The organism is Actinomadura terrae, from assembly GCF_022751215.1.
GTDB classification, from domain to species: Bacteria; Actinomycetota; Actinomycetes; order Streptosporangiales; family Streptosporangiaceae; genus Spirillospora; species Spirillospora terrae.
In genome coordinates this window covers 1,018,667-1,043,458 of the sequence record NZ_JAICDG010000003.1, presented here as the reverse complement: position 1 = coordinate 1,043,458, position 24,792 = coordinate 1,018,667, and the positions used below count along the sequence as shown (strand labels likewise).

17 protein-coding genes are annotated in these 24,792 nt (G+C 73.6%); 10 read left to right on the top strand and 7 right to left on the bottom strand.

Features of this window, described 5'->3' with window-relative positions:
- Position 1 precedes the first annotated feature (1 nt).
- The 3 genes from K2F47_RS24440 (at position 2) to K2F47_RS24430 (ending at position 2,164) form a co-directional block, all read left to right on the top strand.
- Positions 2-328, top strand: a complete 327-nt coding sequence (locus K2F47_RS24440) for a DUF1048 domain-containing protein (protein ID WP_242907429.1) — start codon at positions 2-4, stop codon at positions 326-328.
- A gap of 79 nt (positions 329-407) precedes the next feature.
- A complete protein-coding gene (locus tag K2F47_RS24435) occupies positions 408-1,370 on the top strand; it encodes an ATP-binding cassette domain-containing protein (protein WP_242907427.1) in 963 nt (320 codons plus the stop codon).
- A complete protein-coding gene (locus tag K2F47_RS24430) occupies positions 1,367-2,164 on the top strand; it encodes an ABC transporter permease (RefSeq protein ID WP_242907425.1) in 798 nt (265 codons plus the stop codon). The genes K2F47_RS24435 and K2F47_RS24430 overlap by 4 nt, the downstream gene beginning before the upstream one ends.
- A gap of 83 nt (positions 2,165-2,247) precedes the next feature.
- Here K2F47_RS24430 and K2F47_RS24425 read toward each other — a convergent pair whose 3' ends face one another.
- Genes K2F47_RS24425 through kdpF form a run of 4 tightly spaced genes read right to left on the bottom strand, consistent with a single transcriptional unit; the run spans position 2,248 to position 7,097 of the window.
- Positions 2,248-3,165 carry a potassium-transporting ATPase subunit C gene (locus tag K2F47_RS24425; protein ID WP_242907423.1) on the bottom strand — a complete coding sequence of 306 codons (918 nt, stop codon included), beginning with the start codon at positions 3,163-3,165 and terminating at the stop codon, positions 2,248-2,250.
- Between the two features lies 1 nt (position 3,166).
- A complete protein-coding gene (gene kdpB, locus K2F47_RS24420; RefSeq protein WP_272497309.1) occupies positions 3,167-5,341 on the bottom strand; it encodes a potassium-transporting ATPase subunit KdpB in 2,175 nt (724 codons plus the stop codon).
- Positions 5,341-7,008, bottom strand: a complete 1,668-nt coding sequence (kdpA, locus tag K2F47_RS24415; protein WP_242907421.1) for a potassium-transporting ATPase subunit KdpA — start codon at positions 7,006-7,008, stop codon at positions 5,341-5,343. Before kdpA ends, kdpB begins: the two co-directional genes overlap by 1 nt.
- Positions 7,008-7,097, bottom strand: a complete 90-nt coding sequence (gene kdpF / locus K2F47_RS24410; protein WP_242907419.1) for a K(+)-transporting ATPase subunit F — start codon at positions 7,095-7,097, stop codon at positions 7,008-7,010. The genes kdpA and kdpF overlap by 1 nt, the downstream gene beginning before the upstream one ends.
- Positions 7,098-7,394: 297 nt before the next feature.
- Here kdpF and K2F47_RS24405 point away from each other — a divergent pair, with 297 nt between their 5' ends.
- From K2F47_RS24405 to K2F47_RS41490, 4 genes are all read left to right on the top strand, one after another.
- Positions 7,395-8,078, top strand: coding sequence for an SMODS-associated NUDIX domain-containing protein (locus K2F47_RS24405; RefSeq protein WP_242907417.1), 684 nt, complete (start codon positions 7,395-7,397; stop codon positions 8,076-8,078).
- 108 nt (positions 8,079-8,186) lie between these two features.
- Positions 8,187-9,263, top strand: a complete 1,077-nt coding sequence (locus K2F47_RS24400; RefSeq protein WP_242907415.1) for a hypothetical protein — start codon at positions 8,187-8,189, stop codon at positions 9,261-9,263.
- A gap of 80 nt (positions 9,264-9,343) precedes the next feature.
- Entirely contained in the window at positions 9,344-10,693 is a 1,350-nt protein-coding gene (locus tag K2F47_RS24395) for a CHAT domain-containing protein (protein ID WP_242907413.1), read from the top strand.
- Between the two features lie 39 nt (positions 10,694-10,732).
- Entirely contained in the window at positions 10,733-12,403 is a 1,671-nt protein-coding gene (locus K2F47_RS41490) for a CHAT domain-containing protein (RefSeq protein ID WP_242907411.1), read from the top strand.
- Positions 12,404-12,424: 21 nt separating this feature from the next.
- Here the strand turns inward: K2F47_RS41490 and K2F47_RS24385 are convergent, their stop codons facing one another.
- Positions 12,425-12,856, bottom strand: a complete 432-nt coding sequence (locus K2F47_RS24385) for a hypothetical protein (protein WP_242907409.1) — start codon at positions 12,854-12,856, stop codon at positions 12,425-12,427.
- Between K2F47_RS24385 and K2F47_RS24380 the strand changes: the two genes are divergently transcribed.
- The 3 genes from K2F47_RS24380 to K2F47_RS24370 are packed head-to-tail and all read left to right on the top strand — an operon-like array spanning position 12,855 to position 22,023.
- Positions 12,855-17,657, top strand: coding sequence for a hypothetical protein (locus K2F47_RS24380; RefSeq protein ID WP_242907407.1), 4,803 nt, complete (start codon positions 12,855-12,857; stop codon positions 17,655-17,657). The two genes, K2F47_RS24385 and K2F47_RS24380, sit on opposite strands and share 2 nt — an antisense overlap.
- Positions 17,654-20,302, top strand: a complete 2,649-nt coding sequence (locus K2F47_RS24375) for a tetratricopeptide repeat protein (protein WP_242907405.1) — start codon at positions 17,654-17,656, stop codon at positions 20,300-20,302. The genes K2F47_RS24380 and K2F47_RS24375 overlap by 4 nt, the downstream gene beginning before the upstream one ends.
- Positions 20,299-22,023 (top strand): hypothetical protein, encoded by a 1,725-nt coding sequence (locus tag K2F47_RS24370; protein WP_242907403.1) that lies wholly within the window; start codon positions 20,299-20,301, stop codon positions 22,021-22,023. The genes K2F47_RS24375 and K2F47_RS24370 overlap by 4 nt, the downstream gene beginning before the upstream one ends.
- Positions 22,024-22,055: 32 nt before the next feature.
- On the opposite strand, the gene K2F47_RS24365 is transcribed toward K2F47_RS24370, so the two are convergent.
- Positions 22,056-22,628, bottom strand: coding sequence for a glycoside hydrolase family 25 protein (locus K2F47_RS24365; RefSeq protein ID WP_242907401.1), 573 nt, complete (start codon positions 22,626-22,628; stop codon positions 22,056-22,058).
- A gap of 155 nt (positions 22,629-22,783) precedes the next feature.
- Complete coding sequence (locus K2F47_RS24360; protein WP_242907399.1) at positions 22,784-24,724, bottom strand: hypothetical protein; 1,941 nt, start codon at positions 24,722-24,724, stop codon at positions 22,784-22,786.
- Between the last annotated feature and the right edge of the window lie 68 nt (positions 24,725-24,792).

Genomic DNA, 24,792 nt, shown 5'->3' with positions numbered 1-24,792 from the left:
GATGGGAATCCGGGACATCATCGAGGGCAAGAAGCAGTGGCGGTCGCACATGGCGCGGGTCAAGGCGCTTCCGCCGGACTACCAGATCGTCTACAAAGAGATCCAGAAGTACCTCTTCAAGGTCGGGCCGATCGACCTGGTCGACGGTCCCGTGCTTTCGGAGATCGTCGACTTCTTCGAGGAGGGCGCCGCGACGGGACGGAGCGCCCGGGAGCTCCTCGGCGACGACATCGCCGCCTTCTGCGACGAACTGATCAAGGACTCGCGCACCTACGCGGACCTCTACCAGGAGTCCCTCGGCAAGAAGCGCGGCACGGCCGAGAAGTAGCGCCCGCCGACCAGCGGCCCCGACCCGGGTGCCGACGCCACCCGCGGCCCCTGACCCGCGGTTTCGAAGGAGCATCATCATGACCGGCGCGAACCCCCCGGCGATCGCGGTCACCGGACTGCGCAAGTCCTACGGCGACAACCTCGTGCTCGACGGCATCGACCTGACCGTCGCCGAGGGGACGATCTTCTCCCTGCTCGGCCCCAACGGGGCCGGCAAGACCACCACCGTGCAGATCCTGTCCACGCTGATCGGCGCGGACGGCGGCGACGTCCGGGTGGCGGGCCACGACCTGGCCGCCGACCCCCAGGCGGTCCGCGCGGCCATCGGCGTCACCGGCCAGTACTCGGCCGTGGACAAGCTCCTCACCGGCGAGGAGAACCTCGTCCTGATGGCCGACCTGCACCATCTGCGGCGGCGCGAGGGACGCCGGCTCGCCGCGCGGCTGCTGGAGCAGTTCGACCTCGTCGAGGCCGCGAAGAAGCCCGCGTCCACCTACTCGGGCGGCATGACCCGCCGGTTGGACCTGGCGATGACGCTGGTCGGCGACCCGCGCGTCATCTTCCTGGACGAGCCCACCACCGGCCTGGACCCGCGCAGCCGCCGGACCATGTGGCGGATCGTCCGCGACCTGGTCCGCACCGGGGTCACGATCTTCCTCACCACGCAGTACCTGGAGGAGGCCGACCAGCTCGCCGACCGGGTCGCCGTGCTCGACCGCGGCACGCTGATCGCCGGGGGGACGCCCGAGGAGCTCAAGCGGCTCGTCCCCGGCGGCCACGTGTCCCTCCGGTTCACCGACGACGCCGCGCTCACCGGCGCGCTCGACGCGCTCGGCACCGGCTTCCTGGACGCCTCCGACGACGACCGGCTCACGTTGCAGGTGCCCTCCGACGGCGGCGTCGGCTCGCTGCGCACCCTGCTCGCCCGGCTGGACGCCGCCGGCATCGAACCGGCCGACCTGGCCGTGCACACCCCCGACCTCGACGACGTCTTCCTCACCCTCACCGGCGACCCCAAGGACGAGGAGGCGGTCCGATGAGCACCGCGAGCGCCGTCCGCACCCACACCCTGGCCGACTCGGTGACGATGATCCGCCGGCGCCTGAAGCACATGCTCCGCTACCCCGCCATGACGGCGCAGCTCATCGGCATGCCGGTCGTCCTGCTGCTGCTGTTCGTGTACGTCTTCGGCGGCACGCTCGGAAACGGGCTCGGCGGCGGGGGCCGCGGCCAGTACCTCGACTACGTCACCCCCGGCATCATCCTCATGACCACGGTCGGCGCCGCCACCAGCACCGCCATCTCCGTGGCCATGGACACGGCCGAGGGGATCGTCGCCCGGTTCCGGACCATGGCCGTCTCGCGCTCGTCGATCCTCGTCGGGCATGTCATCGGCAGCATGATCTCCATCGCGATCAGCATCGTGGTCGTCATCGGCGTCGCGCTGGCGATCGGCTTCCGCCCCAACGCCAATCCCGCCGAGTGGCTGGCCGCCGCGGGCTTCCTGGCGCTGTTCGTGTTCTCGCTCACCTGGTTGGCGGTCGCGCTCGGCCTGACGGCCAAGAGCCCCGAGGGCGCCAGCAACGCGCCACTGCTGCTGATGCTCCTGCCGTTCTTCGGCAGCGGCTTCGTGCCCACCGACTCGATGCCGACCGCCCTGCGCTGGTTCGCCGAGTACCAGCCGTTCACCCCGGCGATCGAGACCCTGCGCGGCCTGCTCATGGGCGAGGCCATCGGCAACAGCGCCTACCAGGCCGTCGCCTGGTGCGCGGGCATCGCCCTGGTGGGCTTCCTCTGGTCGGTGAAGCTGTTCGGCCGCGACCCCGGTCGCTGACCGCGCGCACCGCTGACCGGCCCCGGATGCCGGACCGCCCCGCGAGTTACGGGACGGTCCGGCATCGCTCGTCGTGCGTCCGGTCAGCGGCGGACGGGGTAGCGCCGGTCGAGCGCGATGTTCAGCTTGAGGACGTTGACCGCCCGCTGCCCCATGAAGCCGAGCGCCCGGTCGGTGGTGTTGTCCTCGACGAGCCGGGCGACCTGGCCGGCGGTGATGCCCCGCGTCCGGGCGACGCGTGCGGTCTGGATCGCCGCGTACTCGGGCGAGATGTGCGGGTCCAGCCCGCTCCCGCTGGCCGTGACCGCGTCGGGAGGGACGGCGGGGGTGGCGGGCGCGCCGCCCCGGACGGGCACGATCAGCCCCTTGCCGTAGTCCGCGCCGTACCTCGCCAGCTCGACCGCCACACCGTTGTAGGACGGCACGAACGGCGCCTTGACCACGCCTTCCTGCTCGTTCACGCTGACGACGCGCGTGGGGTGCGGAACCCGGCCGCCGGTGGTGCGGTCGCCGAACACGGCCAGCACCGCGCCCACGCCACCGCGCGTGCAGAAGGGGCGGGAGCCGTCCACGCCCTCCAGTTCACCGACCGACCTGCTGCGCTCGCAGACCTGGGTGAGCAGGCTCTGCTTCGCGTTCTCGTCCTCCTTGCCCGCCGCGGTGAGCCTCGGGTCGGGGAGGGTGTCGACGACGTCCTCGGGGCCGAGGTTGCTCGCGGCCGTCGCGGTCGGGTCGTAGCCGTCGCCCGCGTTGGACGGACGGCTCTGGAAGTACCGCGCGAGCGGTTTCCCGTCCTCGCCGGTGAACGACTGGCCGATGAGCGCCGACCCGACGGTCCTGCCGTCGACTTCGAGCATCGAGCCGTCGGCCTTGTCGTTCAGGCCGGGCAGCCGTCCGGCCGCGAAGACGGCGAGCGGGTAGAGGACGCCGGTCAGCACCGTGAGGACCAGGAGCGCGCGAAGCGCGGCCAGGTGCTGCCGGACCCAGCTGGGAAGACGCATGTCAGGACATCCCCGGAAGGAACTGGACGATCAGGTCGATGAGCTTGATGCCGATGAACGGGGCGATGATCCCGCCCAGGCCGTAGACGGACAGGTTGCGGCTCAGCAGCGCCGAGGCGCCGGACGCCCGGTACCGCACCCCGCGCAGCGCGAGCGGGATCAGCGCGACGATCACCAGCGCGTTGAACACGACCGCGGACAGGATCGCCGACTGCGGGCTGTGCAGCCGCATGACGTTGAGCGCGTCCAGGCCGGGGAACAGCGAGACGAACAGCGCCGGGATGATCGCGAAGTACTTGGCGATGTCGTTGGCGATGGAGAACGTGGTCAGCGCGCCGCGCGTGATCAGGAGCTGCTTGCCGATCTCGACGATCTCGATGAGCTTGGTCGGGTCGGAGTCCAGGTCGACCATGTTCCCGGCCTCCTTGGCGGCCGAGGTGCCGGTGTTCATCGCGACTCCGACGTCGGCCCGCGCGAGCGCGGGCGCGTCGTTGGTGCCGTCCCCGGTCATCGCGACGAGCCGGCCGCCCTCCTGCTCCCGTCTGATCAGCGCCAGCTTGTCCTCCGGCGTGGCCTCGGCGAGGAAGTCGTCCACCCCGGCCTCGTCCGCGATGGCCTGGGCGGTCAGCGGGTTGTCACCGGTGATCATGACGGTGCGGATGCCCATCCGGCGCATCTCGTCGAACCGCTCCCGCATCCCGGCCTTCACCACGTCCTTGAGGTGGACGACGCCCAGGACGCGCGCCGCGTCCCCGGACTGCTCGCCGACCACCAGCGGCGTGCCGCCCGACGCGGACACCCCGTCCACGATCCGCCCCAGCTCGGGTGGAACGCTCCCGCCGCGCTCCCTGACCCAGTCGGCCACGGCGGTCGCCGCGCCCTTGCGGAGGCGCCGGTCGTCCAGGTCGACGCCGGGTTCGCCCAGGTCGACGCCGCTCATCCGGGTCTGCGCGGTGAACGGGACCCAGATGGCGTGCGCCAGCTCGCCGGGCGTGCGCTCGCGCAGGCCGTACCGCTCCTTGGCGAACACCACGATCGAGCGTCCCTCGGGCGTCTCGTCGGCCAGGCTGGAGAGCTGGGCCGCGTCGGCCAGTTCCGTCTCCGCCACGCCGCTCACCGGGAGGAACTCGGCCGCCTGCCGGTTGCCCAGGGTGATGGTCCCGGTCTTGTCGAGCAGCAGCGTGTCGACGTCGCCGGCGGCCTCGACCGCGCGCCCGCTCATGGCGAGCACGTTGCGCTGGACGAGCCGGTCCATGCCCGCGATGCCGATCGCGCTCAGCAGCGCCCCGATCGTCGTCGGGATCAGGCACACCAGCAGCGACACCAGGACGACGCCGGTGACGCCCGCGCCGTCCAGGGCGGGCGAGTCGGCCACGCCCGGGTCGCCGTCCTTGGAGTAGACCGCCATCGGCTGCACCGTCGCGACCGCGAGCAGGAAGATGATCGTCAGCGCGGCGAGCAGGATGTTCAGCGCGATCTCGTTGGGCGTCCGCTGCCGGCTCGCTCCCTCCACCAGCGCGATCATCCGGTCGATGAACGACTCGCCGGGCCGCTGGGTGATCCGCACGACGATCCGGTCGGACAGCACCCTCGTGCCGCCGGTGACCGCGGACCGGTCGCCGCCCGACTCCCGGATGACCGGGGCGGACTCGCCGGTGATCGCGGACTCGTCCACGCTGGCGATCCCCTCGACCACGTCCCCGTCACCGGGAACGATCTGCCCGGCCTCGACCACGACGTGGTCGCCCTGCCGCAGCTCGGTCGCGCCGACCCGCTCCTCGCGCGGCGCGTCCTGGCCCGGCCTCCAGTCGAGGACGCGGCGCGCGACCGCGTCGGTCCTGGCCCTGCGCAGCGAATCGGCCTGGGCCTTGCCCCTGCCCTCGGCCACCGCCTCCGCCAGGTTGGCGAACAGGACCGTCAGCCACAGCCAGACCGTGATCAGCCAGGCGAACACGCTGGGGTGCGCGGCGGCGAGCACCGTCGTCCAGGCCGCGCCGACCTCGACGATGAGCATGACGGGGTTGCGCCACAGGGTGCGCGGGTCGAGCTTGCGGGCCGCGTCCGGCAGCGAGCGGGCCAGCATCGCGGGGTCGAGCAGGCCGCCCTGGCCGCGCCCGCCCCTCTTCGCGGGCGGCCGGGGCGCCGAACTGGACGCCTGAAGCGTCTGGGTGGGCATCAGTGGATTCCTTCGGCGAGCGGCCCGAGCGCGAGCGCCGGGAGGAAGGTGAGCGCGACCAGGATGAACGTGACCCCGACGACGAGCCCGACGAACTGCGGCTTGTGGGTGGGCAGCGTGCCGTCCGACTCGGGGGCCGCGCCCTGCCGCGCCAGCGAGCCCGCCAGCGCGAGCACGAGGACGATCGGGACGAACCGTCCGAGCGCCATGCACAGGCCGAGCGCCGTGTTGTACTCCGCCGAGCTGACCGTGAGCCCGGCGAACGCCGACCCGTTGTTGTTGGACGCCGACGTGAACGCGTACAGCACCTCGCTCAGCCCGTGGGCGCCGGTGTTCGCCATCCCTTCACGGCCCCAGCCGGAGGCGACCGCCACCGCCGAACCGGCCAGCACCAGGGCGGGCGTGACGAGGAAGTACAGCGACGCGAGCTTGATCTCCCGGGAGCCGATCTTCTTGCCCAGGTACTCCGGGGTCCGGCCGACCATCAGCCCGGCCACGAACACCGTGATCACCGCGAGCACCAGCATCCCGTACAGGCCCGCGCCGACGCCGCCGGGCGCGACCTCGCCCAGCATCATGTTGAACAGCAGCATCCCGCCGCCGACGCTGGTGTAGGAGTCGTGGAAGGAGTCCACCGCCCCGGTCGAGGTCAGCGTCGTCGCCGAGGCGAACATCCCCGAGTTCGACACCCCGAGGCGCGTCTCGACGCCCTCCATCGCCGCGCCGGCCGCGGTCGGAACGGTCCCGTGGTGGAGGAGCTGGAAGACCTGCGTCACCAGCACACTGGCCACGGCGATCACCGCCATCACCGAGACGATCGCGTGCCCCTGCCGGTTCTGCCCCACCATCCGGCCGAACGCGCGGGGCAGCGAGAACGGGATCAGCAGGATCAGGAGGATCTCGATCCAGTTCGTCCACGCGGTGCCGTTCTCGAACGGGTGCGCGGAGTTGGCGTTGTAGAACCCGCCGCCGTTCGTCCCCAGCTCCTTGATGGCCTCCTGGCTCGCCACCGGCCCGCCGGTGATCGTCTGATGCCCGCCGGCGAGCGTGCCGGCCACGTGGTCGCCGGGGTTCCAGAAGTTCTGCACCAGCCCGCCCGCGATCAGCAGCAGCGCCCCGACGAACGCGATCGGCAGCAGGATCCGGACCGTGCCGCGGGTCAGGTCGACCCAGAAATTGCCCAGCTGGTCGGTCTTCCTGCGCGCGAACCCGCGCACCAGCGCGACGGCCACCGCCATCCCGACGGCGGCGGACACGAAGTTCTGCACCGCCAGCCCGGCCATCTGCGTCAGATGGCCCATCGTGGACTCGCCCGAGTACCACTGCCAGTTGGTGTTGGTGACGAAGCTGACCGCGGTGTTCCAGGCGCCGTCCGGCTTCACCGGCTCCATGCCGATCGACAGCGGCAGCCGGTTCTGGAGGCGCTCCATCAGGTAGAGGAACAGGATGCCGACCACCGAGAAAGCGAGCACGCTCCGGGCGTAGCCGCTCCAGCTCTGCTCGGCGTCCGCCTTGACGCCCACCAGCCGGTAGATTCCGCGCTCCACCCGCCAATGCGAACGGCCGCTGTAAACGCGGTACATATAGTCGCCGAACGGGCGGTAGACCACCGCCAGCACGGCGACGAGGGACCCGATGAACAGGATCCCCGCGACAGTCGAGTTCACTAGAAGCGCTCCGGGTAGAGAAGGGCGACGACCAGGAAGGCGATCAGCCCGAATGCCAGAACCAGACCCACCGCGTTCTCGGCGGTCACAGCTTTTCCACGCCCTTCACCAGTAGGCCGAGCAGGACGAACACCGCCGGCGTCAGCAGCACGAAAACCAGGTCGGACATCGCTTCTTCCTTCATTCCATGGACGGCGGCCCCGGCCGGCCGCGAGGCCAAGATGGAGTAAAACGCCTGCTAGATGGCGAAATAAGGCCCTTTGACGGGTTCTTAACGCGCCGGCCCCGCGTCTTAACGCGTCCCTGACACCTGCCGGACGCGACACCCCGGCGGGCGGGCGGGGGTGGGTCAAACTGGGTGGGCGTTCCCATGGGCAGGAGGACAGGTGGGCAGGGTTCTGAAGGGGCGGGGCTCCGAGACCGTGCGGGTCTCGTTCGCGGCGCTGCTGAAGGTCAAGCAGGACGAGCGGCATGTGCTCTTCCGGGCGCTCAACCGGCCCGAGTCGTACGGGCCGCCGGGCGGGGTGTTCAAGTACTTCGGGCCCGCTGGCCGCTTTCTGGAGGAGATGGGATTCCGGGAGGACCGCATCGACACGCTGGCGGGAGTCATGAAGGCCGACCTCCGGGGTTTTCTCCCTGCCTCGTCGATGCGGGACTTCCTGAGCTGGTTCGCGAGCGGCGCCTATCGGGAGGACTCCGTCGAATGCCTGCGGCGGGAGCTCGCCGAGGAACTGTGCGAGGTGGGCCTCGACCACCTGGAGCCCAGCGCCCAGCGGCTCGCCTTCTCGCATCTGCGGACCGTCGTCGCCGGGCCGGACGAGGTGCCCGGTCAGCCCTATTCGCAGCTCAGGAGGTTCGAGGTCTACGAGCTCACCGGCGCCGACCTGGCCACCGAGGCGTTCCGCCGCGAGCTCTCCGCGGCGGGCGCCGACCCGGACGTGCCGACGGTGATCAGCGCCACCGCCGGAGAGATCCGGTACGGCCGCTGCGGCGGTGCGCAGATCTCCGGGCAGTCCGCGTACCTTCTCGGTTCGCAGCGGTACCTGGCGGACGTCCCGCCGGTCCGGTAAGGGTTCCCCAAAGCGACGCGGATGGGACAGACTGCGAGTGACGCTGAAAGGAACCGCGCGTTGGTCGACCTCTACACGGTTCGGCGGAGGTGGTTCCGGGAACGGGCGGTGCGAGTCGCCGTGGCCGACCTGGCCGAGCCCGTGCCGTTTCCCGCCGCCGCCGAGCGACCCTTCCCGCCGGACGCGTCGAGGCGGATCGGGCTGCGTATCGGCGTGGAACTGGAATCGCAGCCCGCGAGCTCCCGGCTGGTCGCCGCTCATCTGCGGATGTGCCTGGACGACCGCCGCGCGAAGGCCGTCTCCTTGTACACCGACTCCCCCGGAACGGTCTCCGTCGAGGGGCTGGACGACCACGCTTTCGGTTGGACCTTCGGCGCCCACGGGAATCCGGCTTCCGGCGCGTTCCAGAACAGGTACGTCGTGAACGTCGTCATCCAGATTCCGGACGATATGAAGGCCCTCACGGGTGCGCTCCGCGCGGACGTCTCGGTCGCCACGGGCCGTGTCCGCACGAAGGTGTGTCACGCGTGCGCCCGAACGGCCACGGAGTTCGCGGTCCACGCGTTACCCGCGTCGAACGCCGGGTTGCGCGCGCCCTCGGTGCGGCTCTGCTTCGCCGCCGACATCGAACGGTTCAGCCGTTTCAGCACCCCCGAGGCCGCCGCCGTGCAAGAACGGTTCACGGATCTGCTCGCGCAGGCGTGGGAGCACGCGGGGATCGCTCCCCACGAACTGGATCTGGAGCGCGGCGGCGACGGCCAGGCCGTCGTCTTCCCGTCGGGCATCGACGAGTCCTACGTGATACCGCGGCTCGTCGAGGGACTGGCGAGGGGACTGGCGCGGATCAACGCGGGCCGCGACGAGCACGGGGTGCTGCGGATCAGGACGGCGCTCTACCGCGGCCACGTCGCCTGGGCCGACAACGGCTGGGTGGGCCACCCGCCGACGGCCGTGCGGCGGCTCGTCGATTCCCCGGTCCTGCGACGCTCGCTCGCGGACCATCCCGAGGCCGGTCTCGCCCTCATCATCTCCGACACGATCTACCAGGACATCGTCGCGCAAGGGTTCGGCGACCTCCCTCCGGGCGCCTTCCTCCCCGTGCAGGTGGATCTGCCGCAGAAGAACTTCGCCGAGCCCGCGTGGCTGCACGTCCCATCAGTGCCGAACCTGCCGTCCTCCACGTGAATCCGGGCCTGTCGGGTGGCCGGATCCGGTTTGTCTGCGGCTTGGACACGCGCGCCGCCGCCCCGCCGTAGCATCGGGTCATGGGCCATCCCGACGGGCCGCCGGAACCGGACCGCGGCACCGGCGGCCTCCCCCCGGACGCCACCGACCTCGAGGGGTTGCGCGCCGCCTGGCGCGAGCTGAACGACGTCGTCGAGGAGATCCGCCGCGTCCCCGGATACGAGGACTTCATGGCCGCGCCGACCTTCGAGGACGTCGCCGCCGCCGCGACCCGGCCGCTGTGCTACGTCAGCGCGGCCGAGTCCGAGGGGCTCGCGCTGATCGTCCGCAACGAGGGCGGCACCGCGTCGGTGGAGCACCTGCGGCTCCCGGCGCTGACGGCGGACGAGGTCAGGCGGCGGGTGTCCGCGCTGCTGACCTCCTACGCCGAGGTCCGGACGGTCTCCGGCACCGGCCGCGAGGTCTGGTCGGCGGAGCTGGACGCGGCGACGCGGTGGGCGTGGGACGCCGTCATGGGCCCGCTCCTCGACCGGCTGCGCGACGACCCGGCGATGACGCTCGTGCCCGGCGGGCTGCTCGGCCTGCTGCCGCTGCACGCGGCCTGGACGCCCGACGCCGCCCGGCCGACCGGCCGGTTCCACGCGCTCGACGAGACGACGATCAGCTACGCGCCGAACGCGCGGTCGCTCACGGCGGCGACGCGGATCGCCGAGCGGAGCACCGCCGGGTCGCTGCTGGCGGTCGTGGAGCCCCGGCCGCTGCCGCCGCGCTTCCCCGCGATGCCGTTCACCGGTCTGGAGGCGTCCACCGCCGCCGGAGCCGTCGCCGGCACGCCGCGGACGCTGGCCGGGACGGCGGCCACGCTGGCGGCGGTCCTGCGCGAGCTGCCCTCGTCCGATCTCGTGCACTTCGCCTGCCACGGGTTCGCCGACCTGGAGAACCCGCTGGACAGCGGGTTGGTGCTGGCGGGCGGGGAGCCCCTGCGCGTCCGCGACCTGCTGACGATGGACCTGCGGATCGGGCTGGTCGTGCTCTCCTCGTGCGAGACGTCGATGCCCGGCGTGGAGCTGCCGGACGAGGTCATCTCGCTCCCGACCGGCCTGCTCCAGGCCGGGGCGGCGGCGGTCGTCGCGCCGCTGTGGGAGATCCCCGACCTGCGGACGAGCATGCTGATGACCGAGTTCTACCGGGGCTTCGGCGAGCCGGGGTGGACGCCCGCCGAGGCGCTGCGGCGCGCGCAGCTCTGGCTGCGCGACGGGACGAACGCGGAGAAGGCCGAGCTCTGGGGGCGGGCCCTGGAGGGTGAGGCGGGGTGGCCGCCGCCCGACGTCGCCGACGCCCTCATCGACAACATCCTGGAGAAGGAGCCGGATGAGCGCGACGACGCCTCGATCGCCATCTGGGGCGCGTTCGGCCATGTCGGGGTCTGAGGCCATGTCGGCGTCCGAGGCGCCGGGGAGGGCGGGGCCGTGAGCATCGTCAGGGACGAGGTCGAGTGGCGGGCGCTCGCGACCCAGATCATGCTGGTGCTGAACACGATCCTCGGTGACCGCGCCCCGAAGGTCGCCGCCGACATCGACCGTGCGCTGGCCCAGCCGCCCGGACCCACCGCCAAGCGGGAGCTGCGCCGCGTGCTCACCGGCCTCCCCGAGCTCCGCGCGTGGCTGCGCGAGTGGGCGGCGCGCGAGGAGGAGGGCTACCGCGCCGCTCCCCCGCCGGAGCGCCACCTGGAGGTCTCGGTCGCCGAGACGGTGGCCGTGGGGCAGCGGGTGCCGTTGTTCGTCCGGGTCGCGCTTCAGGGGGCGGGCGGGGCGACCGCGCTGAAGCCCATCGACGTCCCGCCCGAGGGGGCCCAGGTCACGGTCTCGATCTGGGCGCCCACGATGATCGTCGCCGGGGACATGGAGTACGAGCTGACCGTCCCCGCCGCCCGCGACTCCGAGCCGGTCCGGTTCAGCCTGACGGCCCCGGCCGCCGGCGTGCACCGCGTGAGGGTCCTCCTGTACCGGGGCGGCACGTTCCTCGGCGAGGCCGAGGTGCGGCTGACGGCCGACGTCGAGGTCCGCTGGCCCGAGGAGGCCGTGCGCGGCGCCGTCATCGGCTCCATGGCGGTCGAGCCGGGGGAGGTGACGCTCCAGGTCGTGCGCGACCTGGAGGGCTACCGTTTCCAGTTCCTCGGGGACGCGCTGCACCCGCCCGTCCGGCTGGAGCGGCTGGCGGGCGACCCGCGCGCGATCGTCGAGGAGATGACGGCGGAGCTCGGCCGGATGGCGGCGGGCGAGGCGACCGCGGACTCCCCGGCCCTGGTGCGGCGGCGCCTCCAGGGCATGGGCGCCAAGCTGTGGGACGTGGTGCCGGAGAAGATCCGCGAGCAGTACTGGGCCCAGGCCGACCGCATCGCCTCCTTCACCATCGCCAGCGAGTTGGACAGCGTCCCCTGGGAGCTGCTGTACCCGGTCGACGGCCTCCAGGAGGACGGCTTCCTCGTCGGACGCGTGCCCGTCGCGCGGAGGGTCTACGGGCAGCGGCGCGTCCGGCGCCTCGCCGTGCCCGGCGTGGTCTACGTGCGCCCGCCGGCGGCGGGGCCCGACGGCGGGGACGCCGGCGAGATCGCGGCGCTCCGGGCCCGGTTCACCGGCATCGAGGACGGCGGCGTCCTGGAGGACCTCGACGACCTGCACGCGCTGACGGAACGGGACGTGGCCGGGATCGTGCACTTCGCGGGCCATCACGCGTTCACCCCCGGCGGCGGCGGCGCGATCCGGCTGAACGGCGGCGAGCTGCGGCCGGACGACCTGGAACTCGCCGCCCGCCGCACCCCGTGGAAGAAGAACCCGCTCGTGTTCCTCAACGGCTGCCGGACGGCCGGGGAGGTCCCGGCGATCGCCACGAACACGGGCTGGGCCGACACGTTCCTGCGCATCGGCGCGGGCGCGTTCATCGGCTCGCTGTGGGGCGTGCGCTCGGAGTCGGCGGCCCGGTTCGCCGAGTCGTTCTACGCGCACTTCCTCCAGCACGGCCTGCCGCTGGGCCAGGCGACGCTGCGCGCCCGGCGGGAGATCATGGACGAGGCGGGTGATCCGACGTGGTTGGCCTACTCCGTCTACGGCAGTCCCGCCACCGCCGCCGCCGGACGCTGACAGTGCCGGCGCCGGCCCCGGTCAGCCCCCGTGCGCGGACCCGGTCATGGGCGCGCCCGACAGGTGGCAGACCGGCACCTCGCCCGGCCGGTCCGGGACCGTCCGGCGCTCGCAGCGCCGTGCGCTCGGGCACCGGTAGACGGGATCTTCGTCCTCCGCGTCGTCCCGGATGGCGTAGGTGCCGTACCACGATCCGTGCTCGGCGATCCGCGCGCACAGCTCCCGCCAGGCCTCCAGCGTGTCCGCGCCCGACTCGGCGGCGGCGGCCAGCGTCCGCCATTCGGAGAGGTACCCGGCCTCCTTCGCCTGCTGCCGCAGTCGCGGCTTCAGCACGCACACCTCGGCCCATGACGAGGGCAGTCCCACCCGCGCTTCCGTCACCGCCCACCGTCCCCTCGTCCAGCCGCCGTGGTCCCGACGGTAGTCGGCGCCGGGGCCCGGGGGCGCGGACATGACCAGCATCAGCCGGGGCGAGGGCGTGCCGGAGGTCGCCGAGGACATCCTGCGCAGGCTCGCGAACGCGGCCGGGAGCGGGGAGGAGAACTGGCGGGACCGGCCGACCGCGCTCCGCGCCGAGCGCGTGCTGGGCGGGGGACGGCAGGGGGCGCGGGTCTTCGAGCTGATCGCGCACTGGGGCGACTCCCGCTGGCGGTACGTGGCCAAGGTCGCGCCTGCGGCGAAGCTGGCCGCGGAGTGGAAGGCCCGGAAGGCGTTCAAGGACCGGCTCAACGTGCTGTGCGTCCCCGTCCAGCTGGCGACGGTGGGGGTACTGGAAGCGGTCGAAGGCGGCGCGGGCGACGAGAGCGGCGCGCACGCGGGCGACGAGCAGTTGGAGGCCGTCGTCTACGGTCACGCCGGTCAGTTCAAGGCCGACCCCGACGAGCCGCTCCTCATGCTGGAGGAGCTGGCCGCCGCCGCCCGCGACGGCGCCCCGGAGGACGTGGAGCGCGTCGTCGAGCTCATCGGCGTGCTCGGCAAGCGCATGGAGGCGGTCTTCCACGCCGGGGCGACGAGGCTGGAGCACGAGGACTCGCTGCGCGAGGTGATGGGCACGCTGGGCACGTGCCTCGTCCTCGAAGTGGACCGCGTGGCCGGCGACGGGAACCTGGTCGCGGGGCAGGACCCGAGCCGGGCCGTCCCCCACGAGGAGAGCGATCTGCTGAGGCTGTGCCTGCGGACGGACGCGGACGGCGGCGCGATCCCCGATCTGGTTTCGCTGGGCAGGGTCGCTCTGCGGCCCCGCGAGGGAGCGTTCGAGGTGGACTCCCCCCGGTTCCCCAACCTGCGCGTCGAGGTCCGGTCCGCGGAGGGCGGCCCGGACCTGGGCGGCGTCGCGGGGCCGGTGCGGCTCACCGGCCGGGTCGTCGGCCGCTATGTCGAAGCGCGCTGGGCGACGATCGTGGGGATGTGCCCGGACCTCCGCAGGGAGGGCGTCCACCTCGTCCTGGGCGGCGAGCGCACCTTCCTGCCGTTCGCCTTCCTCCACGCCATGCTCACGGCGCAGGAGGAGGGCCGCCCCGTCTCACAGCGCCACGGCGACCTCAACCCGCGCAACGTGCTGGCGTCCGGCCCGGACCCCCTGCTGATCGACTTCGAGAAGATGGACGAGGAGATCGGCCCGCTCGCGGCGGACTTCGCCTGGCTGGAACTCGGGCTGTTCAGGGAGGCGTTCGCCGAGCGGCTCGGGTTCGGCGAGGCGCTGCTGCTCCAGCGGATGTTGGGGCTGGCGAGCCGCCTGGTGGAGGGCGTCGGACAGGACACCCGCGAGCTGCGCTCCCGCCTGGTCGACTCGGCGTGCACCGGAATCCTGCGGGACGCGGCTCCCGGCCTCGTCCCGGCCTTCCGCGTCCTGTGGGCGGTGCGCGCCCAGGCCCTGCGGTGCTGGCCCCGCTCGCCCGGGCCGCCCTGGTGGCGGGACTACCTGGCACACCTGGCGATCTCGGCGAACCGGATGCTGAAGTGGGGCGAGGACGCCCACACCGCCGAGCGGATGCGGGCGACCGCGGTGGCGGCGGGGGCCGCCACGGAGTGCTGGCTCGGCGAGCGCCCGTTCCGGCGCTGGGACCCGGGCCTCCTGCACGAGACGGCGAAGGTGCTGATCACCCTCTTCGCGGCGGACGGCCCCGCCGGAGCCGAGGTCGTGGCGGACGTCATGCGGGAGCTCGGGGCGGGCCACGCGGTCCTGGAGGAACGGCTCGAACGGCGCCGGGCCGAGGTCGTCCGCGCCGTGGCCACCGCCGCCGCGAAGGACCTGGTCGTGGCGAGCCGGGACCGGCACGACGAGTACCTCGCCCTCACCGCCTACGACGTGGCCGAGGGGCCGCCGGGGCACGACGTCCAGGACCTACTTTCGGAGGGGCGTCTGGTCGCGCTGACCGGCGCGGCCTACAGCGGCGTGACGACGGCCCTGCGCGAGATGCGCTTCCGGCTGGCGAGCGCCACGGCCGGAACCCAGTTCCGGGGCCGCCCGCCGCTCCCGCGCATTCCGCTGGACCTCGCCCCTCGTACCCTCGCCGATCTGCCCGAGGGCTCGCCGCTCCTGGACGCCGACCTGCTCCGGGACGCGTGGGCGCGCGCCGGGCTGCCAGAAGCCTGGCGCGACCGCGTCGCCGACCTGGTGGCGCTCGGCGCGGTCTGTCTCGTCGTCGACGACCTGCACCGCCTCGACGCGCCGGGGCGCGCCCGCGTCCTCGCTCACCTGGACGGGCTGGCGCGCGACCAGCCGAGGCTGGCGGTGGTGGTCGGTGACCGGCGCGCCGAACCTTCCTCCTCGTTCCGGACGCTCGTCCTGGCCGAACCCGAACCGGAGCAGATCAGAGGCCACCTGGAGAAGGCCCTCCGCGACCGGGGCGTCGCCGACCCGGACCTGCGGGCGAACACGGTGGTGGACGCGCTCGTCCTGCTCGACCGGGAGGAGTCCGACGCCGACCCGGCACCGTCCCGCGGGTTCCGGTCGCCGGGGCTGCTGCCCCTCGTCATCGATCTGGCCCGCGGACCCGGTATCGCGCGGTTGCACGCGCTGACCGCGAGCGACCTGCTGGACGCCTACGTCCGGCGGGTCGTCCGCGATCGGGGCCACGTGCCCGGGGCGGGTTTCGCCTTCCGGGACAAGGAGGCGGCACTCGCGATCCTCGCCCGGCGGCTCACCGAGGGCCGCGCGGACCGGCTGCCCGTGGACGACTACCGCGCGCTGCTCGATGCGGAGGAGGTCGCGCGGCCGGAGTCGCTCGTGTACGCCGTCCAGGACGACGGGTACGTGCGGCTCGACGTCGTCCCCGGAAAGGGGACCTGGGTCGCGTTCACGCCGCCGATGCTGCGCGAGTACTTCGCCGCACGGTGGCTCGCCGGGCACTGGCGGGACGACGGACGCGGCCCGGTCGGCTTCGTGGCGGATTCCGTCTGGCACGAACCGATCAGGCTGCTCATCTCCCAGCTCGGCGGGGACGCCGAGCCGTCGGCGAGCCTCATCGCGAACGCGCTGGAACGCGACCTCGTGCTGGCCGCGACGTTCCTGCGGGCGGCCCACCCCCCACCGGCCGCGGCGGTCGGCGAGCTGTTCCGGCGCGCCTCGGACCTGCTCGGCGATCACGGTTCACGGGGCGACGCGTCGCGGCTCCGCGCCGCCGCCACGGCCCTGGCCGTCTTCGGGGGCGTGCGGGCACGGTCGGTGCTCGGCGGGGTCGTGCTCGCCACCGGCCACCCCGCCGAGTCGCGCGTCGCCGCCCTGACCGCGCTGGAAGGCTTGGCGCGCGGTGGAGGGCGCCCGGCCCGGACACGCGCACTGGGCAGGCTGCGCGAGGTCGCGAACGCCGCCCTCGCCGACGAAGCGCCGCCCGCGCTCCGGATCGCCGCGCTCGACTCGCTGGGCCGCACGGGCCAGCACCACCGGGCGCCGCGCGCCGCCGAACTCGTCGGCGGCGCCCAGCCGTGGCCGGTGAGCGAGGCCGCGATGCGCGCGCTGCGGTCGCTCGACGTGGACCCGACCGCGATCATCACCGAACGCTGGGTCGAGGCCTGCGAGCGGCGGCTGGAGGACATCGAACGCGAGGTGGCGGCGCCCGGCGCCACGGCGTCCGACCTGGCGGCGCTGACCGGCGAGCGCCGCGCACTGCTCACCGAACTCGCCGACGGTGGGCGGTATGACGCGGTACTGAGCCACCGGTTCCGATTCGACCTCGACGACCACGTCGCCGCGCTGCTCGACGGCGTGACCGGGCTGAGCGCGGGGTCCGGCGATGCCGAGCTGCTGGAGTTGCACGGGATGTTCCCTGGTCGCGCGCGGGACGTCGTGGCGTCGCTCACCGACGCGAGCTCGCCGACCAGGTTGCTCGCCGGGGCCGCCGGCGTGACGTCGCTCTGGCCCGCGAAGGACGCCGCGCTGCTCGACGAGGTCGAGCACCTCGCCGGGCGGCTCGCCCGGTCCCGCGCCGCGGAACTGATGGAACCCCTCTCGGCGCTGACCGCCGCCCTCTTCGCCGTCGACCGCCCCCGGGGGATCAGGACGGCCCTGCGCATCGGCCTGATCCTGGAGGAGGACGACGTGGCCGCACGCCGCGCCTGGCCGTGGGCGCTCGCGTTCGGCCGTGCGCGAGGCCAGCCGTCCGACCTGGGCGCACTCCTCGGCGAAGGCGACGACGAGGTCGCCGACCTGGCCGTCTTCGGGCTGGCGAGCGACGGCTTCCTGCTCGACGCCTCGCCCGGCCCCGAGTACCGGCTCGAAGGCCGCGCCCGTGAGCGGTTCCTGTCACGGTGGCCCGCGCCGTCCGGGAGGCCGACCTGGCGATTCGTCATCGCCGCCGCGAACGCCGGCGCGACCGAGGCGCTCCCGGCCGCGTGCGACGTGCTGGACGGCGGCGCCGCCGCGCTCGACGCCGATCCGTATCCGATCGCCAGCGGCGTCTACGGTCAGATCGAGAACACCGACCTCGCCGGGGTGCTGGCCGCCGTCGGCTACCTGGGACACATCTCGGCGCGACAGGGGGCACCCATGGATCGGGCACTCACGACGCTGCACGGGTTCCCCGTCGAGGGCAGGCATCGCAGCGTCGCCCTCGGGCGCCTGGCCGGACTCGCCTATCTGGGGCAGTGGCGGGACGTCCTGCGCGGCTGCACGGGCGACGAGCCGCGGCTGCGCGCGATCGCCGAGAACGCCGTGTTCCGCTGGGCGGACACCGGCATGCGGCATCCTCACGAGGTCGCCGACTGGATCGAGACCCATGTGAGAGGCGTTCCGCCCGGGCGGGAGTCGTCATGAACGAGCTCATCCAGCAGGCCGACGAGGCCCGCGACGAGTACGCCGCGACGGGCTCGGTCGAGGCGGCGGACCGGGCGGTGCTCCTCTGGGAGCGGGTCGTCACCGCGCAGGAGGCCTCCGACCCCGACCTTCTCGGCGAGCTGGGCGGTGCGCTGCTCGACCGGTTCGAGGCGCGCGGCGATCCCCGCGACCTCGACCGCGCCCGCGACGTCTACCGGAAGGCCGTCGAGCGGACCGAGCCGGAGGGCGACCCGTACGCCCTGAACAATTTGGGCAACTGCCTGCGCGAGTCCTATGCCTACCACGGCTGGGACGAGTATCTGAAGCAGGCCACCGAGGTGCTGCGGCGGGGCGCCAGGCTGGCCGAGTCCGATGACGATGTGCTGCCGACCGTCCTGGACAACCTGGGTCTCGTCCACTACGAGCGCTACCTCCAGGGCGGCGGCGCCGAGCAGCTCGGCCTGGCGCTGGAGGCGCACCGGCTCGCGGTGGGGACGGGCCGGGACGACGATCCGAACCGGCTGCTGCATCTGACCAATCTGGGCAACGCGCTGCTGGCCCACCACGACCTGACCGGCGACCCCGCGAGCCTGGACGAAGGGATCGCCGCCTACAGCGAGGCGATCGCGCGGACGCCGGACGGCTCTCCCGAGCTGTCGCTGCGCCAGGCCAACCTGTCCGGCGCGCTGCTCGTCCGGCATCGGCGCGGCGGCGATCCCGACGACCTCGCCCGCGCGATCTCGCAGGCCGAGCGGGCGCTCGCGCGCAGCGCGCCCTCGGCGGCCGACCGGGCGCGGCAGCTGCACAGCCTCGCCGAGGCCCTGATGTTCCGGTACGAAACGGCGGGCGGTGCCGCGGATCTGGACCGCGCGCTCGCCCTGTACGGGGAGGCGGTGTCCGGACAGTCCGGCGGCGCGTCGCTCACGGAGGCGCTGGCGACGGGGATCGCCTGGGCGCGCCTGGCGCGGTACGAGCGCTCGGGAGATGCCGAAGACCTGTTCGCGGCCGTCGCGGCCGGTGAGGAGGCCCGCACCGGGCTCGCCGGAACCACCGAGGAGTCCCGGCGCGGCGCGGGAACGGTCGCCGCCTGCCTCGTCGAGCTCTACCGGTATTCGGGCGAGGCGAAACACCTGGACAGGGCCATCGCCCTGCTCGAAGCGGCCACGGCGGAGCGCGGCACGAACTCCCCGGCGGACGTGGAGCGGATCGGGAACCTGGCCACCGCCCTGATCGAGCGGTGGCACCGGGCCGGAGCGCCGAGCGATCTCGAACGCGCGCTGGCCCTGTTCGCGGAGGACGACCGGGCCCGGGTGAACAGCCGCAACAACCTCGCGCTGGGACGGCTGCGGCGCGTCCGCACGGGCGACGTTCCGCCGGAGCACCTCTCGGCGGTCGTCGCGGAGTTGGAAGAACTCGTCCAGATGACGCGCGGACGCCACGGCCCCGGCCGGGCGCGCATGTTCGACAACCTCGCGGGCGCCCTCCGGGAACGGTACGCGGTGCACGGAGAAGCGGACGACCTCGACAAGGCCGTCAACGCGCACCGCGAGGCGCTCGCGGTCCTGGAGGACGCGGGCGGGTCGTCCCCGCTGCGTCCCGGCATGCTGCAAGGGCTGGCCGCCGCCCTGCTCGACCGCTTCGACCGCGAGGGACGCGTCGTCGACCTCGACGAGACGGTGGACCTCCTGACCGAAGCAGCCCTCGCGATCCCCCGGCATGCGCCGGACCAGGCGGGCATCGCCAACGATCTAGGCAACGCGCTGCGCGTCCGCTACGGGCATCTGGGGCACGGCGACGACCTCCGGTCGGCGCTCGCCAGCTTCGAGGAGGCCGCCGCATCCGTCCCGGCGACCAGTCCCGACCGTCCCGTCTACCTCGACAACCTGGCGAACGCGCTGGTGGACCGCTTCCTGCGGGACGGCGCGGGCGCCGATCTGGACCGCGCGCTGGAGGCGTACCGGGAGGCGCTCGGCGCCCTGCCCGCCGACGCGCTCGAACGGCCGCGCGTCACCGCCAACCTCGGCGGCGCGCTGTGGCACCGGTGGCGGCGACAGCGGAGCGTCCCCGACCTCGAAGAGGCCATCGTCCTCACCCGGCGGGTCCTCGACTCGTTGGCGCCCACGTCACCGGCGCGCGCCGTCCACCTCAACAGCCTGGGCACCTTCCTGCGCGACCGCCACACGGTGTCGGGGTCGGCGGACGACGAACGGGACGCCGCAGCCGCGTACCGCGCCGCATGCAGGGAGGGCACGGACGCCGACGCGCTGTGGGCGTTGGAGGCGGCCCGCAACTGGGGCCGGTGGGCCGCCGGGCGCGGGGCGGCGGCCGAGGCCGTCGAGGCCTACGACCACGCCGTCGCCGCCCTCCGGAGGGTCTTCAGCCGCCAGCTGGTCCGGTCCCACAAGGAGAACTGGCTGCGGATCGCCGAACGGCTGACCACCGAGGCCGCGCTCGCGAAGGTGACCGTGCACGACCTCCCGGGGGCCGTCGCCGTGCTGGACGGCGGCCGCGCGACGCTCCTCGACGAGGCGCTCGCGCGCAACGGCCTCGACCGCCTCCCCGCGTCCCGGTCCGACCTGGCCGAACGCCACCAGGCGGCCCTCGACCGGATCGCCGCGATCCTCGCCCGGGAGGGGCAGGCATGACGGCGCTGGACGACCTGCTGCGGCGGCTGTATGAGGCCGCCGCGACCGACCCGCCCGACGACGCCACGGCCGCCCTCGCGGACACGGTCCTCGCCCTTCCCGCCTGGACGTCGCTCGACGGGACGGCCCCGCCGATCGGCACGCGGGCGGAACCGGTGCCGCTCGACCACATCGCGGAGACCGACCCGGCGAACCCCGCGATGCTCGGCTGGTTGGCGGCCCGGTTCCGGGGCCGCCACGCGCGGACCGGTGACGCCGCCGACCTCGCCCGGGTACGGGAGCTCGCGGCCAAGGCCGTCCAGCGGACCGGCACCGACGACCCGTCGCTCGGGCTCCGGCTCAACAACCTCGCCGGGGTGCTGCGCACCCTCTACGGGACGACCGGGGACCCCCGCCATCTCGACCTGGCCGCCGAGCACTACCGGCGTGCCGTCGAGGCCACCGCGCCGGACGATCCGGACCATCCCGTGTACGAGGGCAACCTCGCCGTCGTCCTGTCCGACCGGTACGACCTCCTCGGCGACCCGGGCGACCTCGACGCGGCGATCACCGCGGCCCGGCGGGTCGTGGCGCATCCCCTGATCGACGGCGACGACCTGGCGCGCAACCTCGGGAACCTCGCGGTCTACCTGTCCGACCGGTTCGACAGGTCGGGCGACCTCGGCGATCTCAGCCAGGCGCTGGCGCACCTCGCGGAGGCGCTGCGGGTACCGGGGCTCGACGCGCCGGACCGCGCCCGCCTCCAGTCGAACGCGGCGATGCTGCTGCTCGACCGGTACGAGCGCACCGGCAACCTCCCCGAGCTGGAGGTGAGCGTGCGGTACGCCATGGCGGCGGTCGACACGGCGGACGGCGACTCGGCGGAGGGCGAGACGGCGGACGGCGAGACGTCCCGCGATCCGGAGCTGCCGGGCTATCTCAACAACCTCGGCAACAGCCTCCGGCTGCGCTACGAGCACGAGTCGGAGGCGGGCCCCGCCTCCGGCCAGGGCGGCGTCACGCACCTGCGGGCCGCGATCCGCGCGTACCGCCGCGCCACGGAGACTGTCTCGGCCGACTCGCCGTACCTGCCGAAGTTCCTGAAGAACCTCGGCGACGCGCTCCTCGACCTGGCGGCGGTCCTCTCCTCCGCCGAGATGTTCGACGAGGCGGTCGGCGCGCTGGAACGGGCCGTCGAGGTGACCCCGGCCGGCTCGCCCGACCTGCCCGGACGGCTCAGCAGCCTGGCGACGGCCCTGCGGTACCGGCTGGCGCACGGCGGCCCGGACGGCGACCGCGACCGGGCCGTCGGGATCTACCGCGAGGTCTGCCGCGTCGCGCTGGACCTCCAGGTCGAGATCGCGCTGACGACGGCCGAGACCTGGGGCCGGTGGGCGGCCGAGCGGGAGGCGTGGGCGGAGGCGGCGGAGGCCTACGACGCCGGCCTGCTCGCCGCCGCCCGGCTGCACCGGTTGCAGCCGCTCGCCGAGTACCGCCGCACCTGGCTCCGCAGCAGCCGGGGCATGGCGGCCGAGGCGTCCCGCGTCCAGGTGGCGCTCGGCCGCCTCGCCGACGCGGCCGTCACGGCGGAGCGCGGCCGGGCCCTGCTACTCGCCGACGCGCTGGACCGCGATCGCGCCGACCTGGACGCGCTCGGCTCCGCGCGCCCCGCCCTCGCCGAGCGCTACCTCGCGGCGGTGGGACGGCTGCGGGCGATGGAGGACGGCACCCTGGTCCCTTGACGGGCCGGATGCGCGTCGGCCCCGAGCGGTCGCTAGGCCCGCGATGCCCACTTCTTGAGCGCGGCGTGGTTCTTGAAGTGGGCGACGTTCTTGTCCAGCGGCTCGGAGGTGTATTGGTGGAAGCACCATTCGTCGTGGATGAGCGGGTGACCGGCCTTGCGGTAGTCGGCGATCCAGAGACCGTCGGCCTTGTAGTCGGTGGTGCTCTTCCTCGTCCACAGGTCGCGGTTGACGTAGAGGATCAGCCGGTGGTCGGGGCGGAGTCTGGTCACCTCGCGCAGGAACTTGTCCTTTTGAGCGCTGGTGGCGAGCCGTCCCTTGGGATCGGTCTCCCAGTCGAGGGCGAGGATGTCGCCGCGCTCGGCGCCGCAGTGCTCGACGAAGTAGCGGGCCTGCGCGGTGATCCGGGCCAGGCTCAGCCCCTTGCGGCCGTGCAGGAAGTGGTAGAACCCCACGACGCAGCCCGCGCGGCGGGCGTGCGCGGCCTGCCGGGCCCGGTAGGGATTGATGTAGGAGCGGCCCTCGGTCGCCTTGACGATGACGAAGTCCAGCCCCTCGGTCTCATAGGAGGGGTTGTGTGACGAGACGTCGATGCCGTGCAGCATGACGGCCCCCTTCCGGCTCTCACGCCGACCCCGTCCTACGCATTCCGCGAGCACCCGGCCGGCAACGTGCCACCGGGCGACAAAGACCGTTCGTCGCGGCCACACCGCCATGGCGTCAACGAAACTCCATCGGTCTCGTATATGGGGGCGGGGCGCTAGTTCGTGCGGGCGCTGGGGAGGTGCTCGCCGACGTAGCCGATGTGTATCTTCGCCCGGTCGGCCAGGACGTCCAGGAAATGGACCCGGGGGGCGGGCGCCAGCGTGTCGAGTTTGATGTGGGCGCCCATGAAGGCGCGGCCGGACGGGTCGGTGCCGGGGTCGACGGGGAAGGTGCGGGCCTGGCGGTAGCGGTGGTTGCGCTCGGACATGTCCGATTCGCTCATGGCGATGATGTGGGCGCTGATCAGCGCGCCCGGGTGCCCGGAGGTGAGGAAGGCGTAGAAGGTCGCGAGGTCGGGGCCGGGGGGCCGGCCGTCGTCCAGGCATCGGCGCTTCGCGGTCGCGTAGTGGTGGAGCGAGGTGAACGCGTCGGCGAGTTTGCGGCGCCAGCCGTCGGCCTTCGGGTGGTGGTCGAGCCGGTCGCTCGGGTCGAGGTCGAGCCGGGTGAAGTCCAGCAGCGGGTACCGGTCGGCGGCCTGGGCCAGCAGCTCGCGCATGCTGCCGGGGACGGTGTCGGTGATGACGGCGGCGTCCGGGGCGGCCTGCCCGGCGCGGGTGAGGGCGGCCAGCCGGTTGGCGAGGATGCCGCGCTCGCGGACGGCCGTGTCGCGTTCGGCGGACAGGCGCTGGTTCTCGGCCGACAGGGTGTCGTTCTCGGCGGTGAGGTCGGCGAGCAGGTTCAGTTGCGGGCGGGTCTGCTGGAGCTGCTCGTCCAGCGAGGTCACCTGAGTGCACGCGCGTTGGTGCTTCTCGCGCAGTTGCCGGTGCTGCTCGCGCAACCGCTGGTGGGCGTCGCGCAGCCGCGTGAGCTCGGCCCGGGCGTCGGCCAGCTCCGCCTGCTCGGACCGTTCGGGCGGGGCGGCGGGCGAGGGCGGCTTCGGGGGCGCCGGACGCTTGCGGTGGTGGGCGCCGCGCCGTGGAAGGTCGAGGTCGGGCCGGCGCGGCGCGGGCAGTGACGGCGCCGCGGGCAGCGACGGTGCTTGCGCGGGGGCGCCCGCGTCCCGGGGGGCGGCGAGCTTGCGCAGCACGGGGTGCTCGTCCAGGATCACCGCGGCCTCGGCGGCCGGACCGGTGGGCGCCTGCCGGACGCAGGCCGTGGCGCAGTTCTCGAACAGCGGCTCCGACCAGCCGAGCCGCCGCAGCGCGGCCTTGGAGAAGACCACGTCCCGCGCCGCGTCCTCGGCCCGCGTGGCGGGTGCGAACCACCGCGCCCCGCCCACCGGGACGGGACGCTGCGGCAGTCTTCGGGCCAGCGACTTGCGCGCGCGTGCGGAGGCCACCACCACCGTGCACAGTCCGGGCCAGACCGTCGCCGCCAGCTCGTCGGGGGTGGGGCCCGCGGGTCCGGGCGCCGCGGTGATCAGCACTCCGGTGGTCCGGGCCGGGTCGGCGAGGGCGCGGGTCAGCCGTTCGTGATCGTCGGCGGTGGCCATGACGATCAGGCGGCCGAGCGGCGGGCATCCTGGCATCTCGCTCGTCCCGAGCTCGGTGGTCTCCAGGTCCGTCCAGTTCGGGGCGTCGGCCGCGATGACCGGACCGGCGAACACCGGTACGCCGCTCGGATCGCGCACTCCCGCCCCGGCGACCGCGAGCGTGGCGGCGGGCGAGTCGGCGGCGCCGCTCCAGCCGTGGTCGGCGAAGGCGCTGCACCCCCACTCCACCCTGCCGCGCTCGCCCGGGCCCGCCCGCTCCCCCACCACCAGCGCGGCGATCACCAGGCCCGCGACCGGATCCCGCCAGGACGCGGTCGTCGCCATCGACCGGTCGGCGGTTCCGGTGGGCTTCCACGGCCGGAAGGTGACATCGGCCGCGTCGAACTCCTCCGTCAGGTGGGAGACCAGCGCCCCGACCGGATCGGTGGGGCTGCTGTGCAGTTCACCCCGCATCCACAACCGCGTGAAGCGATCGGACCGGACGGCGGCGGCGGGTGCGCTCATGGGAGGGGCCCCTTCTGCCCGGCGGGCGGACGCCGCCGGACGGTAACGCGACGCAAGCATCCGTGTGC

Coding starts and splice junctions, on each gene's coding strand:
- K2F47_RS24440 (WP_242907429.1), top strand. CDS start 2: ATGGGAATCCGGGACATCATCGAGGGCAAGAAGCAGTGGCGGTCGCAC.
- K2F47_RS24375 (WP_242907405.1), top strand. CDS start 17,654: ATGAACGAGCTCATCCAGCAGGCCGACGAGGCCCGCGACGAGTACGCC.
- K2F47_RS24360 (WP_242907399.1), bottom strand. CDS start 24,724: ATGAGCGCACCCGCCGCCGCCGTCCGGTCCGATCGCTTCACGCGGTTG.
- K2F47_RS24380 (WP_242907407.1), top strand. CDS start 12,855: ATGACCAGCATCAGCCGGGGCGAGGGCGTGCCGGAGGTCGCCGAGGAC.
- K2F47_RS24430 (WP_242907425.1), top strand. CDS start 1,367: ATGAGCACCGCGAGCGCCGTCCGCACCCACACCCTGGCCGACTCGGTG.
- kdpB (WP_272497309.1), bottom strand. CDS start 5,341: ATGCCCACCCAGACGCTTCAGGCGTCCAGTTCGGCGCCCCGGCCGCCC.
- K2F47_RS24425 (WP_242907423.1), bottom strand. CDS start 3,165: ATGCGTCTTCCCAGCTGGGTCCGGCAGCACCTGGCCGCGCTTCGCGCG.
- K2F47_RS24395 (WP_242907413.1), top strand. CDS start 9,344: ATGGGCCATCCCGACGGGCCGCCGGAACCGGACCGCGGCACCGGCGGC.
- K2F47_RS24370 (WP_242907403.1), top strand. CDS start 20,299: ATGACGGCGCTGGACGACCTGCTGCGGCGGCTGTATGAGGCCGCCGCG.
- K2F47_RS24435 (WP_242907427.1), top strand. CDS start 408: ATGACCGGCGCGAACCCCCCGGCGATCGCGGTCACCGGACTGCGCAAG.
- K2F47_RS24385 (WP_242907409.1), bottom strand. CDS start 12,856: ATGTCCGCGCCCCCGGGCCCCGGCGCCGACTACCGTCGGGACCACGGC.
- K2F47_RS24365 (WP_242907401.1), bottom strand. CDS start 22,628: ATGCTGCACGGCATCGACGTCTCGTCACACAACCCCTCCTATGAGACC.